This window comes from Steroidobacter gossypii (genome assembly GCF_016801985.1).
Classification (GTDB): Bacteria; Pseudomonadota; Gammaproteobacteria; order Steroidobacterales; family Steroidobacteraceae; genus Steroidobacter; species Steroidobacter gossypii.
Genome location: NZ_JAEVLS010000002.1, coordinates 477318 through 493493 on the forward strand (window position 1 = coordinate 477318; position 16176 = coordinate 493493).

Below are 16176 nucleotides of genomic sequence, written 5' to 3' on the forward strand. Positions count from 1 at the left end.
GCGTGTGTTACGGCTGTTGCGCGTGACGGAATCTCGGGAGCAGCCGCTACCATCAAGTCACCTGCCATCGATCCGCGCGACGCCAGCCGGCGATCGATGTCACTGTTGCGAGCAGCGCGAGCCAGAACGCAAACGGAAGGACGTTGCGAATGCGCTCAGCGTTCGATGCTTCCGTCATCGAGAACTCGGGCAAGTCGAGCGGCTCCGGAAGATTGAGTCGCCCGCGGGTCTCGCGCACCGGCGGCGCCGGTGGCTTGGTGATCTCCGCCTGCACCAGCGGATACACGCAAGCGCGAAGCTGCTGCTGATACTCTCGCGCGGCTTGCTCGAATCGGCGTTGCCGTTCCGGATCGGTGCCGGCGAGCGCGGCGAATGCTGACTCGATGCCGAGGGTCGGAAGCAGAAAACCCGTGGCGAAGGCGATACGCTCCTGTCGCACACGATGATCCTCCATGGCGACTCGCTGGGGCGAAAGGCGGCGCTCGATTTCGGGGACGAGGAAACTCAGGCGAGTGGCGTAGTCCAGGCTGGTCGCTCTGTGCACATGAGCAGCCAGATCGGGGCGAGCGCCGAGGGCCTGCGTCAGCAACGCGTCTCGCTCCGCATCGATTTCATCCCGAACCCTGCGTTGAGCATCCACGTACTCGACCGCCGAAGGCGGTGGATCGACAGTCGCCACCAGCGCCGAGATCGCCATCGGCAAACCGATGATGAGTAGTGCCCAGATCGCGCCGAACATGCCCAGTGCCGCGCCCGCGGAGGGTTGGCGCGCCAGCACGAACAGCGCAATGCCGGACCAGAAGAATATATAAAGGAGCGTAAGTACCAGGCTGACCGCCAGCGGTGCCGCAACCTGTCCCAACGGAACGCCGGCAATCGCTAGTGCGACCACCTGTGCAAGCAGCACCGCGGGAACGAACCAGGCGAGGATGGCCGCCATGCGAGCGCCGATCCAACGACGCGGCCCCACCGCTTGCGCCGCGACCAATCGCAACATTCCGCGATCACGTTCGAAGGTAATCAGCAACGCGCACAGCAGAAGCAATCCGATGGGCAGCAGCACCACGACGGCGAAGGCGAAATCGAAGCGTCCGAGCGCGAGTCCGCGCGGGTTCTCGAAATCGTAAGTGTCGTTGAAGCCGAACGGCGTATTCAGCTTGATCTCCAGACGACTGGGTGCGAGATCGCTCACTCCAGTCGCCAGGGGCGAAAGCGGCAAGTGCGGTTTGAGCGCATGGCGGCGCACGAAATATTCGCTGTAACCGGCGACGTTGGTCGGATCCTGCCAATACGCCACTTGGCCGGCATCCTCGGTGATCTTCGCCCGGTATGCGACCGCGCGCTCGGCGGTGCTTGCAATGAGAGCTTGATCGTCGGCACGTGCGCGCTCCAGGGCGGCGCTCTGCTCGTTGTGCTTGAAAGCGGTGGTCAGGGCGCCCCAACAGAAGCTCGCCAGCAGAATGACGACGATGGACCACAGCAGCGGCGAACGTCCGACGTGGCGCCACTCCCAAACGAACAGATCGCGAAATGCCGGCGCGCTCATGGGCGCAGCTCCCGAGCGGTGATCGTGAGCACGGATGCAGCGATGCCCAGCCACACGAGCAGCGCGCCGAAAGCGGGCCATGCGGGCATCGCAGGCGTTCCCAACCTTGGGGCGGCATAGACGAACTCTGGAATCTGCGACCACAGCCGTTCGTCGTTGGTATGCCGCTCGCTGCCGTGGGCCCGATGCGCCATGCCATCGGCGTTCATGCGATTGACCAGGTCGCGCCGATAGCGCTCGGCCGTGTCGATGAAATGACGGTGATGGCTGAAGTCGGTGCCGGCGAGCGCCGCGGAGCCAGCCTGTATGGCGATGGTGGGCGAGACAAAGCCGAGCAGGGCGAACCAGCGATCCTGGCGCTCGACCTGGTCGTAGAAGGGACCGAGGATGCGATCGAACACCTCATGGCTGTGCCGCTCCATCAAGTCGAGCTCGGCCATGCGGGGGTTGGGGATCTCTTCCAGGCTGCTCACGCCATAGCGGGCCAGCAGCTCCTGTTTGTTTCGCTGCCCTTGCTCATCGGACCAGAAGGCGGGCGCTTCGCTCGCCATCTGCTGCCGGATCGATTGGCTCGAGGGCAGGGGCTGCGCTGTATCCACGAAAGTGCTGGCCGCCCGTGGCAGCGCCAGTGAGAACGCGATCCATACTCCGAACAGCGTCGTCATGGCCAATCTTGCGTTGCTGGCGCGAAGTGAGATTGCGATGCCGATGGCGGCGAGCACCGCGAGGTAGCCCGCAAACGTTGCTGACCACGCCAATACTCGCAGCAGCGCATCCCGATCCAGTTGGCCGGTAAACGCGAGCTGGCCGACAGTCACCACGGCAACAGGAAGCACGAGCAGGCCGGCAGTGCTGGCCCAAACAGCAAGCATCTTGATGACGACGAGCATGCTCGGATGAATGGCCGCGCCGAGCGCCAGCCGCGTCGTACCCCGTTCGCGTTCCTGAGCGACGAGCGTGAACGCGAGCAGAAACACGACGAGCGGCGCCACGCCGGCGATCAACGCCGCCGGGCTGGCAAATCCGATCCGCTGCAGCGGCGAGGCGTTCTGCTGCGGTCGATAGAGCATGTCGTTTTGATGGTGCGCTTCGAGGTAGACGGTCTGGCCGAGGAATGGATTGCCACCAGGATCCAACGCACTCAGCGCCGGCGCGCGCTTGAACGCAAAGATGCTGTAGTGAGCGGCGCTGTGCGGATCCTTTTCGCCTTGGCCCAACCAGCGCTGACGCTCGGCCGCCGCCACTTGCTGCTTGCTGGCATCTACGCGGACGTTGTCGACCGCGATGGAAACACACGAAAGCACCACGACGATCGCCAGGGCCAGCAACGACCACCAGGCCCGGCGGTCCCGCCGGAGCATCGCAATCTCCAGATGAAGCAGCGGCAGGATCACGATGCCAGCCTCTGCAGATACAGCTGTTCCAGCGCCACCGGGTCGAGCGTCGCGGCGTCTCGCTCGTCGACCAGCTTTCCCGAGCGCAGAATGCCCAGTCGGTGCGCCACATCCTTCACGCGGAACAAATCATGCGTCGCCATGAGTACCGCGATGCCGCGACTGGACGCTGCGCGAATGACGTTCGAGAGATCGTTGGCGGCGCTTGCATCCAACCCGGATGTCGGCTCATCGAGCAGCAGCAGGTTCGCTTCTTTCGCCAGCGCGATGGCCACGCCGACCTTCTGCCGCATGCCTTTGGAGAAGCTGCCGGAATGGCGCTCGTGTGCGTCGGACTGCAGACCCGCTTCCCCGAGCAGCTTGCGCGCGGTTGTCACATCGATCTTGCGGCCCGCCAGCAGCGCAAAATAAGTGAGATTCTCGATCGCACTGAGCGTGGGATGAAGCATCACGGTCTCAGGCAGATATCCGATGCGTGCACGCGCGCCGAGTGGATCGGTCAACGCGTCCACCCCCGCGACTGTGATCGATCCGCGCTCCGGCCGCAGGAAGCCCAGAATCATGTTCAGCGTCGTCGTCTTGCCGGCGCCGTTCGGTCCCAGTAACGCATACACCTCGCCGGGTTGCAGCTGAATGGACAGATCCTCGACCGCATGCAGCGGGCCGAACGAGATGGATACGGAATCGAGCCGAAGTGCGGACATGTTCATCTCAGGCGCTGGGTTCATCTCAGAAGCTGGCAAGCAGAGCGATCTCGACGGTGCGCGGCTGCGCGACCTGGAATTGCGTCGAGGAGACGTCGGAGTAATCGACGTAGAACTCGTCGCTCAGATTGCGACCACGCAGCGTGATCTCCCCGAAACTGACTTTGTAGCCGACCGCCGCGTCGAAGGTGGTATAGCCGCGCGCGCGGATCGTGTTTGCGTTGTCAGTATAGAAACGCCCCGCGTGACGCAGGCCGGCGCTGACTGTTACAGGGAGCGCATCGAAGCTATAGAAAGCGAATAAGTTGGCTACAGTCTCGGGAATGCGTGGCGGCGTTTTTCCTTCGCGGCTGATACCGCCCGCTTCGATCAGCTCATCGAACTGCGCGTCGAGCTTGGTGTAGTTCGCGTCGATTCGCAGCTGCGAGGTAAGGGCTGCCGACAGCGATAGTTCGACGCCGCGCGAGGACTGCCGGCCGCCTTGCACGCTCAACGTCGGATTCGACGGGTCGCGCGTGATGATGTCGTCCTGGACCAGCCGATAGCCGGCCAGCGTCACGTCGACGCGATCGTCCCAGAAGCTGCTCTTGACGCCCGCCTCGATGGCATCGCCTTCGCTGAGATCGAAACGCGAGTTCGCCAGCGATATCAACAGCAGATTGCCGATCGGGGCGACCGCCTTGCTGTACTGGGCAAACAGCTGGGTCTTCGGCGCGAGGTCGTACACAGTGCCGAGCCGATACGACAGGGCGCTATATTCGCGATCGAAAGGCGCCGAGTTGAGCAGGCGCCGATCCAAGTCGATCCAGTCGTGGCGCAGGCCGCCGGCGATGATCCAGCGGGAGCTCAAGTTCAGCGCGTTCTCGAAGAACACGGCCGCGACGTCTACGTCCGATTTCTGATTGGGCGGCGGGAGAGAGCCCGTGCCGCCCGGGAACGTGCCGCGCACTGGCGCGAACAAATCTACCGAGGTCGTGCTGGAGAAATAGCGTCGCGTGGCGAACGAGAGCGAACTGGTTTCCGCGCCGATGGCGAAGCGATTGCGCAGGCCGCCGATCGTTATATCGCCGGATAGGGTGGGGCGCTCGATGGTGTATTCGATGTCGTGAGTGACGATGCCCGTGGAACGATCGAGCAGGCCGTTCGGGTTGTTGAAGTTGAAGATCTCTGCGTTGATGAAGCGCCGGTCGGAGCGATAGGTGCCGAAATCGTTGCTGAACGTCAGCGCATCGTTGATCTCCCAGCGCACGCGTGAGCGTAGCCAGAGCGTGTCGGAAGCCAGTACGGCGTCGGTGACGTTGTAGTTGGTTTTGCGAGAGGAGCGGTCGATGACGAGATCACCCGGTCCGGTCGCCGCCGAAGAGGGATCGCGAGCGAGCGCGCGGGGAATCAAGGGGAGGCCGAAATCGGCGGTCTCGTAATCGTCTTCGCTGTAGTCGGCTGCGAACTCCAGCAACAGTCGATCCGTCGGTCTGAGTGTCGCGCTCAGGCTGGAGGCGAGAAACTCGGAGTCCGTATCGCGTACATATCCTTCCGAACGACCGTGGGTCGCGACTCCACGAAGCGCCGCGCGGTCGCCTACCGGTAGATTGACATCGCCGGCCAGGCGCAGCGACTCGAAGCTTCCATAGCTTGCAAGCGCTCTTGTTTCGTTTGCGCCGAGCTCGGCCTGTTTGGGCACCAGATTGATCGCGCCGGCCAACGCTCCTTCACCGTAGAGCACCGACGCGGGACCCTTCAGAATCTCGATGCGCTCGAACATGAAGCTGTCGCTGGCGCGTGAAAAAATGCCCGGGGTCGCCACTCGCATGCCGTCATAGAGCAAGCCCACCGCCCCGCCGCTGAACCCCCGCATCGTCGGTGCGCCGGGGCTCGTCGCCACCAAAGAGGATGTCACTCCGGGCGCGCGGTTCAGCGCCTCGACGTTGGTGCGGGCGCCGAGTTCCGCGATTTGCCGTTCGGACAAGATATCGACGATGGCCGGGGTTTCTCGGGCGGTAAGCCCGAGACGGCTGCCTGTGTCGGTGCGAGCGTCCAGCAACAGCTGGCGATCGGCCACGCCGGTCACGATCACCTGTTCCAGGGTGCTGCCCGCTTCCTGAGCATGGGCGTTGGAAGTGGCAATGAGCGCGAGAGAAATCGCCGGCACGCTCACAGCCGCCGACTTGATCAGCTTTGATGAAATACGCACGAAACACCGTCTGCAAAGAAGTTGCGAACCATCGGTGCCCGCTCGGACTGGCAACAGTCACCGAGAGGTGCGACCAATGGAACAGCGGCCAGCTCAGCCGGCACGGGCCCGTCTGTGCAATGGCACGCGAATCAGCTTCGGTCAGACGACGGGAGGCGCTCTGCTTTGATAGGAGGCAGCAGGCAGAGAGGGGGCGATTGGCAGAATCTCGGCGGGCGCCGCAACCTGCTGGCGCTCAGCCGTGGTGATAAATACGGAAACGGCGGGAGCAGCGCCCGCGCCAGGCAGCGAGGCGCAAAATCCGCACAGCTCTTTTGCGGTGTGATGACCGCTGAGCTCTTCCGCCTGTACATGGAAGTGCGTCGCGGACGCCAGCATCCAGAGGCAAAGGATCATCGACAGCAGGACGGCAAGGCGTCGTTGCAGGCGGTGAGACGGCAGTAATGAGGACGGAAGTCCCACGATGGATTTTTTTGTGCGACCGGGTCGGCGCGGACAATACCACAATGTTTGTGCCGCGGAAGGCTTCGCCGTTCTGAGACGTTTGTTTCCGGTCAACGACGCGCTCATTCATTCAAATGACCTTGACGGCCCCCTGAGCTCAGCGCGACACTTTGGTGCGATGACGCGATCTGGCCATCTCTTCCGCACGTCCGATCGGGCGCGACGTTACAATGTCGTTGCGCTCGCAGTTGTGCTGTGTGCCTGGCTGGTCGCGGCGGCGATGCATCTGCATGCGAACGATCCGGACGCAGGCAACGCCGACTCGGCTCATTGTGCGCACTGTTCTGCGCTTTCGGGCAGTGCCGCTCCGGCCCCAGAACTGCGTGTGCCTCCTAACATCGTCGTTGCCGCGATGGTGGTCGCTTTCGACGATGCGATCGTTGCAGGTCGAGCGGCACCCTCTTTCTATCTCTCCCGCGGTCCTCCCGCTGCCTGAAGCTCGGAACTGCCGACGAGCCTGATCGCGTACGGCCCGAGAGCGCCCGCCGATCCGTGGCTTTGGCGCTTCAAACAAAAATCAGTGGGTCGCCTGACTGCCGATGCAGGAGGCGAGCTTTGGCCATGCCCGCGTGCGACGGCGCGGTGGGTGGGAGGACCTATGAAGGGTCGTGCTTTTCTTTATGCTGCAACGATGCTGTTACCGCAGCTCGTATTCGCGCAGCGAGCTGACGATAACGCCGTCACCGCGGCGGAAGATGCGTTCGGCGCCACATTGGGCGATGAAAGCATTGGTTTGTATTCGACCTCGCGGGTGCGAGGCTTCTCTCCGGTGGCCGCTGGTAACGTGCGCCTGGAAGGCTTGTACTTCGATCGGCAAGCCTGGTTGCCGACCCGCCTGGTCGAAGGCTCGACCATTCATGTGGGCATCGCCGCTCAGGGTTATCCATTTCCCGCCCCTACGGGCATCGTCGATTATCGATTGCACAAGGTGGACGACGCGAACGTCGTAAGCGTGGCCGCGGGCTTCGATCCTTATGCGGCGCCGTCGATCGAAGTAGACGCGAAGATTCCACTGATCCCGGAGCGGTTTGGTATCGCCGGCGGCGTGTCGTACGCGCACGAGGAATATTATGATGGGGCCGACGCATACTACTTGCGAGCTGCCTTCATCCCGCGCTGGCAGGTCACCGACAACTTCGAAGTCATTCCATTCTGGGGGCTGACCCGCGGCCGTGACGAGGAGGTCGCCCCCACCATCGTGACTTCGGGATCGTTCGCTCCGCCTGAAATCGAGCGCCGCCGCTATTTCGGTCAATCTTGGGCGCAGAACGAGTCGGACAGCACCACGTATGGCGTGCTGAGCAAGGCTCGCATCGGCGCATCGTGGGCTATCGCCGCGGGCGTGTTCCGCTCTGTGCAGGAAGATCTGAAAAGCTTTGCGGATATCTATGCAGGGACACAGCGCGGCGGTCTGACCAACGAACGTTTGATCGCCGATCCAGAGCAGCGCTACGCCTCTACGAGCGGTGAGATCCGGGCCTCGCGCAGCTTTGTGGCCGGTCCTCGGCTGCACACGATTCATATGTCGGTCCGTGCGCGAGAACTGGAGAATGCATACGGTGGATCGACCGTGCTCGACCTGGGGCCTCGCATGCTCGGCGAACGGGTTCCTGTCGATCGTCCATCCAGCTTTACGTTCCGAGAACGCACCCGTGACTTCGTGGATCAAACGACTCTGGGGCTGGGGTATGAATTGCGTTGGCGCGGAGTGGGCGAGGCAAGTGTGGGAGTGCAGCGCGCCGAATACGAGAAGCGCATTCAGCAGCCCGGATTGCCGGAAGTCGGTACCGAAGACGATCCATGGCTGGTGAGTGCGACGCTTGCGGCCCATGCATCGTCGCGTCTTGCATTCTATGCGGGCTATACGCGAGGACTGGAGGAGACTGGTATCGCACCCGATACTGCCGCCAATCGCAACGCTGCGTTGCCCGCGATTCGCACTCAACAGACGGATGGTGGAGCGCGCTGGACCTTGACCCAGGATCTCAAGTTGGTCGCCGGTCTGTTCGAAGTGAAGAAACCCTATTTCAACACCAATGAAAGCAACATCTTCACCACGCTCGGCGAGGTTCGTCATCGCGGCTTGGAGGTCAGCCTGAACGGCAAGCCGCATCCGGACTGGAGCCTGGTTGCCGGTGCAGTTTTGATGGAACCGCGCGTCACTGGTCAACCAGTGCGGGAGGGACGCATCGGTCGCAAGCCCGTCGGTCAAACCGAGCGATTGTTACGACTCAACCTCGAGTATCGTCCGCCAGCATTCCGCGCGCTTTCCGTCGATCTCGCCGTTGCCAATTACGGTGAGCGAGTCGCATCCAACGATGGGTTGGCCGTGCTGCCCGACTACACGGTCCTGGACATCGGCGCGCGCTATCGAATGCAGTTCGGAGGCAGACCCGCTACCTTGCGCTTGTGGGTGGGCAACGTCACGGACCAGTTCTTCTGGGACGTGACCGCCAGCAACAGTTTCAGCCTGAGCGATGGGCGCCGCTACTCGGCGACGCTGTTCGTCGATATCTGAGCATTCGACCAGACAGGTCGCACATGCGGTCCCGACGAGAAGCACTCAACATTGTCGCTGCGGAAGGGACTCGGCCCCAGTCGGAATCGCGTGATCCTGCGCCCGATTTCACGTGGGTCGGTATGTACCAGCGCCAGGGTGAGATGCACGTGCTGGAGGCTGCGCCGGGACTGCATCGATCCATGTCGCTGGTGTTACTCCGTGTCGACCGCGATAGAGGCATCTTCTTCAAGGACCTGGAGCAGCACGCCTCGCGCTTGCTATTGACGGATGCGGTCGATCGACAGCCCGGTCAGGTCGTGTTGCCGGGTGCATTACATCAGCGGCTGATGCTGCACGCAGAAGGGCTGATGCGCTTCCCCGTTCTGTTGCCCAACGCTGGCCGTTACGTGCTGTTCACGCAGCACCCTCCGGCAGAATTCGCGATACAGATCACCGGGGTCAGGCTGCTGAACCAGCGGTTCTTGGTGCGATCTCCCGGCGTACTGTCTCGTACGTAGCGCTGCCTATCACGTCGCGCGCTGCGTCTCGGTCATTCGAGAATTGTCTTAGCCTGGTACGCGCCTTGCGCGGCGGAGGCAATCGTCAGTGCGTCGGTTCACGAACGCAGGCGACAGCCCGAAGCCAGCGTATGTCACACACCAGGCGGTGGTCGGGCCGAAGCAGGCCGGCAACCAGCCAATGCTATACTTCCCGCAGCCAATGCCAGCATCATCGACGCCGGCCCGCATGAACATACTGGAGAACTTCCGGGTCAACTCGCCAATCCTGCGTGCTATGCAGGCGTTGTTGTGCGCGCTTTTCCTGCTGAACCTGTCGGCTCACTTTGCCCATCAGCACGAGTCCAAGCCCAGTGTCAGCAGCGAACGTCTGATCTGTCCTTACTGCTGCACATTTTCAGCAGCCACTACGTTCGATGAGCCTGTGTCGATGCCGCGCAGGGCGACTGCGTTCTGCACGCGCCTCATGCCTGTCGAGGAACGCAGCTTCGCGCCGCCTGCGACGGTTTTTCCCTGGGCTCGCGGTCCACCCCTTATTGCTCCAGCATCATCCATGTCATTCTCATGAAAGCTTCCAGCGTCAAATTTGCCGAATCCCGCGGCAAGCACGATCACCAGCGGTGTATGAACCGAGCCATGCGTAACGCGGAGCGCATCTGCGAGGAGCAGCAGTTGCAGCTCACGCCGATTCGGCGCCGGGTACTCGAGCTCATTCTCGAGCGGCACGCACCCATCGGGGCCTACGACATCCTCGCCAGTCTGAAGAAGGGTGAAGGGGCGCTCGCGCCCGTAACCGTGTATCGCGCCCTGGAATTCCTGCTGGAGGCGGGGCTCATTCACCGCATCGACGCCCTGAACGCGTATCTGGCCTGCGAATCCCCGCATGATTCCCATGTCGGGCAGTTCTTGATCTGCCGCGACTGCCAGCGAGTCATGGAGCTCGATGACGACGTGATCTCCGAGATCGTCGCCAAGCGCGCCCGGGCCGCCGGCTTCACGGTCCAGATGGACGACATCGAGATCAAGGGCATCTGCGACGCCTGCCATACTCGCGCCAAGAACAAGAGAGTCTGAGGGGCCCCCAGCCCGGCAGCATCCATCGCAAGGCGCCGAGTCGCCGGCGATTCATCGACAGATAACGAATGCGAGCGGAGATCGACCATATGACGATCGCCGGCGCCGCCGCGCGCGACCGATAAACGGAGCGCTGCAATGCTGTGCATGCTGCTGGCCATCGTGCCCGCCGCTGTCGTGGCGGTGGGGCGTCCTCGGCACGGCAACGGACTAAATGACAGATCCCCAGTGACGCCCTCCCGCTCGCTGCTGTTATGTTGTAACATTCAAGTACATCGAACAAGATTGCAGTTCCGGCCAGCGTAGCACGACCTGAGCGCTCGACCTTGTCGGCTTCAGGGGATGACCTGGGTGCGAAGACCGGTCTCGATAGCTGCACACGATTGTTATGATGTAACATTTCCAAGGATGCGAGTCATCTCATGCCGCCAGGATCGCGCCAGGCCAGATAACGCCGTCAATTCGCATTGGACTGCTTTCGGTAGTTAACCTGAATGAAACAACCATACATGGGGTTGGTCGCGCGGCCGGCGTTGGATAAGAAGTGCCGGGCGAGGCTGAACACGTTACTGACTGCTGGCGCCTTGGTCGTACTGTCTGCAGGCGCGTCCGCCGTAGCACAAGAGGGCAGCGCGGCCTCCATGCGCCCCAACAAGGGGCAATCGCTCGTGCCGGAGGACGTTTCCGAGGAAATCGTGGTCACCGGAAGTCACATTCGGGGTGCCGCCGCCGAAGGGCCCTCGCCGATGATCATTTTCCGCAAGCAGGACATCGAGGCCACCGGCGTCGCCACGATGCAGCAGTTCTTCGAGAAGCTGCCGCAGAACTTCGGTGGCGGCGCCAACGGCGCCAACGTCGCCAATCTGGGCGTGGATCGCGACACCGGGAATAATTTCGGTCAGGGATCGACGATCAATCTGCGCGGTCTCGGCACTGGCACGACATTGACCCTGGTCAACGGGCACCGGGTGAGCTCATCCAACCGATACCAGTATGTCGACGTATCGCTGATTCCCATGAGCGCCGTCGAGCGCGTGGAGATCCTGACGGACGGCGCCTCCGCCATCTACGGGGCCGATGCCGTCGGTGGCGTCGTGAATATCGTCCTGAGAAAGGAATTCACTGGCTACGAAACGGGCTTGCGGTATGGAACGGTCACCGCGGGAGATCTCGAGGAGTATCAAGCAACTCAAGCGGCCGGCTGGTCGTGGGACGGCGGTCACGCGCTGGCCAGCTACGAGTTCCTGTCGCAGGACAATCTTTCTGCTGCCGACCGGGATTTCGCGAGGAATGTGACTTCCCGTCCGTTCGATCTCTACCCGGGCTCCAAGCGGCACAGCGTCTATCTCGATGGTGCCCAGCGCATCAACGAGGCATTGGCCGTCAACCTGTCGGGCTTCTTTGCCGAACGCGACATGGATACCACGATCTCGAGCCCGACCGATGCAACCCACCTGGTACCCGAGACCCGGCAGTACGATCTTTTCGCCGGCCTGACGCTGGACCTGCCTCGCCAATGGCAGGCTCGGTTGACTGCAGGCTATGGCCAGAGCGACGTGAGATACGAGCGGACCGAAACCACCGCCACTTCGGTAACGACGGCTCCTCCAACGGATATGAACTCGGACATCCGCTACCTCGACTTGATTGCGGATGGTGAAGTGCTCTCGCTGCCAGCGGGCGGCCTGCGGGCCGCCGTCGGCGCCAGCTATCGGCGCGAAGGCTACGACTTCTTCGATCACCGGAGCCTCGAACAGCCGTTCGATTCAACTCGGGACATCACTTCCGCATTCGGCGAGTTGAACATTCCGCTGCTGAAAGGCCTGCGGGGCGCGCGCAACCTGTCCCTCACCGCTGCCGCACGCTACGACGACTACAGCGACTTCGGCTCCACCACCAATCCTAAGATCGGCGTGCTCTGGGAAGCAGCTTCAGGACTGTTATTTCGTGCGAGCTACGGACGATCGTTCCGAGCTCCGGCGTTCGAAGACATGCAGGCCAACCGCACCAGCGTCGTTGTTTTCAACCTGCCCGATCCAGGTTCGCCCACCGGCCGCACGCTGACCATGCAGGCCGCGGGCGGCAACCCGGAACTCGGCCCCGAGCGCGCCAAGACCTGGTCCACCGGGTTTACGATCAAGCCGGACTGGGCGCCCAATCTCGTGGTTCAGGCCAACTACTATGACATCGACTACTCCGATCGCATCGATCGGGGGTTCGCCGGCAACATCACGACGCTTCTTTTGCAGTCGACCGCGCCGTATGCGCCGATACTGACCTTCAATCCCGGATCGGCCCAGATCGAGGAGTTTCGTCAGCTCGGGCTGGCGGGTGCTTCGTTTCTGGTGGTGCGAGCCGGGCCGTTTGCAGTCCCTGCCGACATGAGCGAACAAGATGTGCAGCTCATTCTCGATAACCGCGTGCGGAATATCGCAGAGACCTCGCAGCGGGGACTCGACTTGGATGCGTCGTATGCCGTCGAGGTCGGACAGAGCCGGATTGGGTTCAGCATCGCAGGGCAGTACGTCATCGACGCCACGCGCAGAGTGACCAGCGTGGCCCCCGAAGCCGATGCGCTGAACCTTGTGTATCTGCCCGTGGATCTCAAAGTTCGCGGTGGTGCGACTTTCACACGCCACGATGTGAGGGGAGCGGTGTTTGTGAACTACGTCGACAGCTATCGCGATCCGTCCAGTCTGCTGGACCCGAAAGTGGATTCCTGGCTGACCGTGGATATGAACGTGACGTATGACTTCGCGTCGCCGTTGGGAAGAAAGACCAGTCTCGGGCTGAGCGTCAACAACCTTCTGGATCGAGATCCACCGTTCGTCGTGAATCTTCGCGGCACCGGCTTCGATCCTATCAATGCCACTCCCATCGGTCGCTTCATCGCGTTGGCCGTTACGCATCAATGGTAAGCAGAGCAGGGGATGAAGAGCGCAGCGGTCTGATGTCGGCGCTGTCTCAGACCTTCGCCGTTGCCGTGACGCAGATCAGGCTGATGTGGCGCGAGCGGCGGTTGCTTTGGCTCGCCCTCACGGTCCTGCTGCTTGCGGGCGCATCGGTCGCGACGAGCGCGGCTCGCCTGTCCGCACAGGCGCAAGAGCGGCGCGCTGTGGCAGAAGAGGAGGCGCGGCTTTGGGACAGCCAGGGCGTGATTGATCCTCACGACGCCGCCCATGTGGGCCGCGCGGTGCCCGCGCCGGTGCGGCCGCTGGCAGCCTTCGATCCGGGACTGTCCGACTTCGTGGGCTCCTCGGTGTTTATCGAGGGCCATTCGCAAAACATCGCCCGGCACAGGCCGATCGAGGCGGGCGCCGCCCTCAGCCGTTTCGGCGGATTCTCGGCAGCCTGGACGCTGCAAGTCGTCGCGCCCTTGCTGATCATTCTCGCCGGCTTCGCCACCATGTCCGGTGACGTTGCCCGCGAAAGGCTTCGCCAGGAACTCGGCGCCGGGGCTTCGGCCGCGGCGCTGGTCGGAGGGCGGTTGATCGCTCTGGCGACAGCGGCAGGATTGCTTGCGCTCGCCATGATCGGCGTGAGCCTTCCAGCGATTCTTCTGCAGGGCGTGGGCCAGACCGAAATGCTAGGGCTCGCGGCCATCGGCGGCGCCTATGCGCTTTACCTCCTGGCATTCTGCGCACTCACCGTTGCCGCCTCGGGACTGTTCGCTTCGGCGCGGACGGCACTGGTCGTCCTACTCGGTTTCTGGGCGGTGGCAACCTTGCTTGCTCCGCGTGTCGCGCCCGCTGTAGCCGAGAGCTTGGAGCCGACGCCTTCCGCCCCGGCGTTCAAAGCGGCCGTCACGGAGGAAGCGGAGAATGGCGTCAGCGGTCATGACCCCGCCGACAAGCGGCTGGACGCCCTCAGGGCCGAGCTCTTGGCGCGCTATAAGGTCAGCGACGTTGCGGACCTGCCGATCAACTTCCGCGGCGTCTCTCTGGAGTTTGGCGAGAAGAACTCCACGGACACCTACAATCGGCATTTCGAGCGTCTGTACGCCGTGTATCGTCGGCAGGACGCCACGCAACGCGCATTCGCAATCATCTCACCGACCGTCGCCTTGCAACCCTGGTCGCGCGCCTTCGCCGCCACCGACTTCGGCGCCCACTTGAACTATCTTCGCGGCGTTGAGGATTACCGCTACCGATTGATACAGAGGCTGAACCGCGAGGTGAAGGAGCACAAGCCGCCACCCGGTGAGAGATATCACCTCGCCGATATTGCGACCATCACGCGTGAAGTCGTCTATGCGCCGCGCGTGGAGAGTCTGGCTGAAGTCGCGACAGCGCAAGTACAGAACCTCGCGATCCTGCTGGCCTGGGCCGTGGTCGCCCTCGGTTTGGCGACACTCTCGGCCCTGCGTCTCGGGCGCCTGTCATGAGCACTTTCGCTGTTGGCGCGTACGAAGTCCGTCGTCTCTTGCGCGACCGCGCCGTGCCGGCGCTCTTGCTGCTGCTCTTGATGCTCAGTGGCTATGCAGCCTGGAATGGCGCGGATTGGGTCCGCCAGCGGAACGCGGCGATCGATCTGGTGAAGGCTGAGGAGCAGAAGGGCGTGGAGTTCGTGCGCCGGATCGCCGAGAAGGCGCCGGTCGCCACGTCGCGATGGAGCCCCGTGCTGCCAACAGGCCCGATGGCGCCGCTATCGATCGGCCAGGCCGAAGCCTATCCTTTCGCCGCCGACATCATGGTGACGGCCGGCTCGCAGATCTTCGGCCGACTGTCGGCAGACATCGGCAACCCAACGGTGCGCGCCGCCGGCCGCTTCGATCTTGCCTTCGTCATCGTCTTCTTGCTGCCGCTTGTCGTGCTCGCCGCGACTTATGACTTGTGGTCGCGCGAGCGCGAGCGCGGCATCGACGCCATGGTGCTTTCGCAGCCTGTCGCGGTCGGGTCGTTGATCGCCGTCAAGGCGCTGGCGCGTGGTTTGATGGTGCTGCTCCCGTCGGCAGCAATCATCCTCGTTGCTGCCGCCTGGGCCGGAGCGCGAGAGCTGGCTGGCCTGTTAGCTTTGGCGCTGGCGGTTTTGGCTTACGGCTGCTTCTGGCTGGCGGTGGTGGTGATCATCAGCCTGTTCGCGCGTCGATCAACCGAGGCAGCGATCGCCGCCGGCGCCATCTGGCTGGCGGTCGTGGTCATGGCGCCAGCGCTGACGCTTGCAGTCGTCGATCTGGTCGCTCCGCCGCCCTCGGAGATGCGGTTCGCCACTGCGCTCAAGGCTCGAACGACCGAGATTCAGGAACGCCAGCGCCTGTTTCGAGCAGCCCATCCAACACCGGTCCGCTCGCCCGCGCCGAGGATTCCCGATGGGATGCGAGATCTTTACGCGGACCGAGTCGCCGCGGATCGCGAACTCGCCCCGATGGTCGAGGCGCATCAACAAGCGAAGGATGCGCGTCGTCACCTGCTCGATAGAGTGCGATTTTTTCTGCCGTCGGTCGCTGTGCAAGACGCTCTCGACCGCATTGCCGGATCGGACGCCGATCGCGCGCTCGCGTTCCAGCAACAGGCGCTCGAGTTCAAAGCGGAAAGTCAGCGGTGGACCCAGGATCGCTTGGATCGCGACGCCCCACTGACTCCCGCGGAGCTCGACGAGGCGCCACGCTTCCGGTTTCGCGAACCGGGCGGCGCCTTTCAAGCGGGCGTGCTGGCGGATTTCGCAGCGCTCGCCATCGTTACTGTGCTCATCCTGATCGTCGCCGGAGCGTTGCGCGCCCGGGCGGCAACGCCATAAGGGACCTCG

General features: G+C 63.0%; 12 protein-coding genes. 7 read left to right on the plus strand and 5 right to left on the minus strand.

What is annotated here, in order from left to right:
- Nucleotides 1-52 precede the first annotated feature (52 nt).
- The 5 genes from JM946_RS09310 to JM946_RS29960 all read right to left on the minus strand — a co-directional run bounded on the left by JM946_RS09310 (nucleotide 53) and on the right by JM946_RS29960 (nucleotide 6405).
- Complete coding sequence (locus JM946_RS09310) at nucleotides 53-1546, minus strand: DUF3526 domain-containing protein (RefSeq protein WP_203167017.1); 1494 nt, start codon at nucleotides 1544-1546, stop codon at nucleotides 53-55.
- Complete coding sequence (locus tag JM946_RS09315) at nucleotides 1543-2940, minus strand: DUF3526 domain-containing protein (RefSeq protein ID WP_203167018.1); 1398 nt, start codon at nucleotides 2938-2940, stop codon at nucleotides 1543-1545. The genes JM946_RS09310 and JM946_RS09315 overlap by 4 nt, the downstream gene beginning before the upstream one ends.
- Nucleotides 2937-3644: an ABC transporter ATP-binding protein gene (locus JM946_RS09320; RefSeq protein WP_203167019.1), complete on the minus strand. Its 708-nt coding sequence runs from the start codon at nucleotides 3642-3644 to the stop codon at nucleotides 2937-2939. The genes JM946_RS09315 and JM946_RS09320 overlap by 4 nt, the downstream gene beginning before the upstream one ends.
- A 25-nt stretch (nucleotides 3645-3669) precedes the next feature.
- The gene (locus JM946_RS09325; protein WP_203167020.1) at nucleotides 3670-5835 is read right to left on the minus strand and encodes a TonB-dependent receptor; all 2166 of its coding nucleotides are present in this window, start codon (nucleotides 5833-5835) and stop codon (nucleotides 3670-3672) included.
- Between the two features lie 141 nt (nucleotides 5836-5976).
- Nucleotides 5977-6405, minus strand: a complete 429-nt coding sequence (locus JM946_RS29960) for a hypothetical protein (RefSeq protein ID WP_218042712.1) — start codon at nucleotides 6403-6405, stop codon at nucleotides 5977-5979.
- 565 nt (nucleotides 6406-6970) lie between these two features.
- Between JM946_RS29960 and JM946_RS09335 the strand changes: the two genes are divergently transcribed.
- The 7 genes from JM946_RS09335 to JM946_RS09360 all read left to right on the plus strand — a co-directional run bounded on the left by JM946_RS09335 (nucleotide 6971) and on the right by JM946_RS09360 (nucleotide 16167).
- Nucleotides 6971-8857 (plus strand): TonB-dependent receptor domain-containing protein, encoded by a 1887-nt coding sequence (locus JM946_RS09335; RefSeq protein ID WP_218042714.1) that lies wholly within the window; start codon nucleotides 6971-6973, stop codon nucleotides 8855-8857.
- A gap of 122 nt (nucleotides 8858-8979) precedes the next feature.
- Nucleotides 8980-9357: a hypothetical protein gene (locus tag JM946_RS09340; protein WP_203167023.1), complete on the plus strand. Its 378-nt coding sequence runs from the start codon at nucleotides 8980-8982 to the stop codon at nucleotides 9355-9357.
- 229 nt (nucleotides 9358-9586) lie between these two features.
- Nucleotides 9587-9925: a hypothetical protein gene (locus JM946_RS29965; protein ID WP_218042716.1), complete on the plus strand. Its 339-nt coding sequence runs from the start codon at nucleotides 9587-9589 to the stop codon at nucleotides 9923-9925.
- A complete protein-coding gene (locus JM946_RS09345; RefSeq protein ID WP_218042718.1) occupies nucleotides 9922-10431 on the plus strand; it encodes a Fur family transcriptional regulator in 510 nt (169 codons plus the stop codon). Before JM946_RS29965 ends, JM946_RS09345 begins: the two co-directional genes overlap by 4 nt.
- Before the next feature lie 494 nt (nucleotides 10432-10925).
- Nucleotides 10926-13349 carry a TonB-dependent receptor plug domain-containing protein gene (locus JM946_RS09350; protein ID WP_203167025.1) on the plus strand — a complete coding sequence of 808 codons (2424 nt, stop codon included), beginning with the start codon at nucleotides 10926-10928 and terminating at the stop codon, nucleotides 13347-13349.
- 32 nt (nucleotides 13350-13381) lie between these two features.
- Entirely contained in the window at nucleotides 13382-14815 is a 1434-nt protein-coding gene (locus tag JM946_RS09355; protein ID WP_203167026.1) for a DUF3526 domain-containing protein, read from the plus strand.
- Complete coding sequence (locus JM946_RS09360; RefSeq protein ID WP_203167027.1) at nucleotides 14812-16167, plus strand: DUF3526 domain-containing protein; 1356 nt, start codon at nucleotides 14812-14814, stop codon at nucleotides 16165-16167. Before JM946_RS09355 ends, JM946_RS09360 begins: the two co-directional genes overlap by 4 nt.
- Nucleotides 16168-16176 lie beyond the last annotated feature (9 nt).

Excerpts from the sequence above, each read along its gene's own strand:
- JM946_RS09310 (WP_203167017.1), bottom strand. The coding sequence starts at position 1,546 with ATGAGCGCGCCGGCATTTCGCGATCTGTTCGTTTGGGAGTGGCGCCAC.
- JM946_RS09320 (WP_203167019.1), bottom strand. The coding sequence starts at position 3,644 with ATGTCCGCACTTCGGCTCGATTCCGTATCCATCTCGTTCGGCCCGCTG.
- JM946_RS29960 (WP_218042712.1), bottom strand. The coding sequence starts at position 6,405 with ATGAGCGCGTCGTTGACCGGAAACAAACGTCTCAGAACGGCGAAGCCT.
- JM946_RS09335 (WP_218042714.1), top strand. The coding sequence starts at position 6,971 with ATGCTGTTACCGCAGCTCGTATTCGCGCAGCGAGCTGACGATAACGCC.
- JM946_RS09340 (WP_203167023.1), top strand. The coding sequence starts at position 8,980 with ATGTACCAGCGCCAGGGTGAGATGCACGTGCTGGAGGCTGCGCCGGGA.
- JM946_RS29965 (WP_218042716.1), top strand. The coding sequence starts at position 9,587 with ATGAACATACTGGAGAACTTCCGGGTCAACTCGCCAATCCTGCGTGCT.
- JM946_RS09345 (WP_218042718.1), top strand. The coding sequence starts at position 9,922 with ATGAAAGCTTCCAGCGTCAAATTTGCCGAATCCCGCGGCAAGCACGAT.
- JM946_RS09350 (WP_203167025.1), top strand. The coding sequence starts at position 10,926 with ATGAAACAACCATACATGGGGTTGGTCGCGCGGCCGGCGTTGGATAAG.
- JM946_RS09355 (WP_203167026.1), top strand. The coding sequence starts at position 13,382 with ATGTCGGCGCTGTCTCAGACCTTCGCCGTTGCCGTGACGCAGATCAGG.
- JM946_RS09360 (WP_203167027.1), top strand. The coding sequence starts at position 14,812 with ATGAGCACTTTCGCTGTTGGCGCGTACGAAGTCCGTCGTCTCTTGCGC.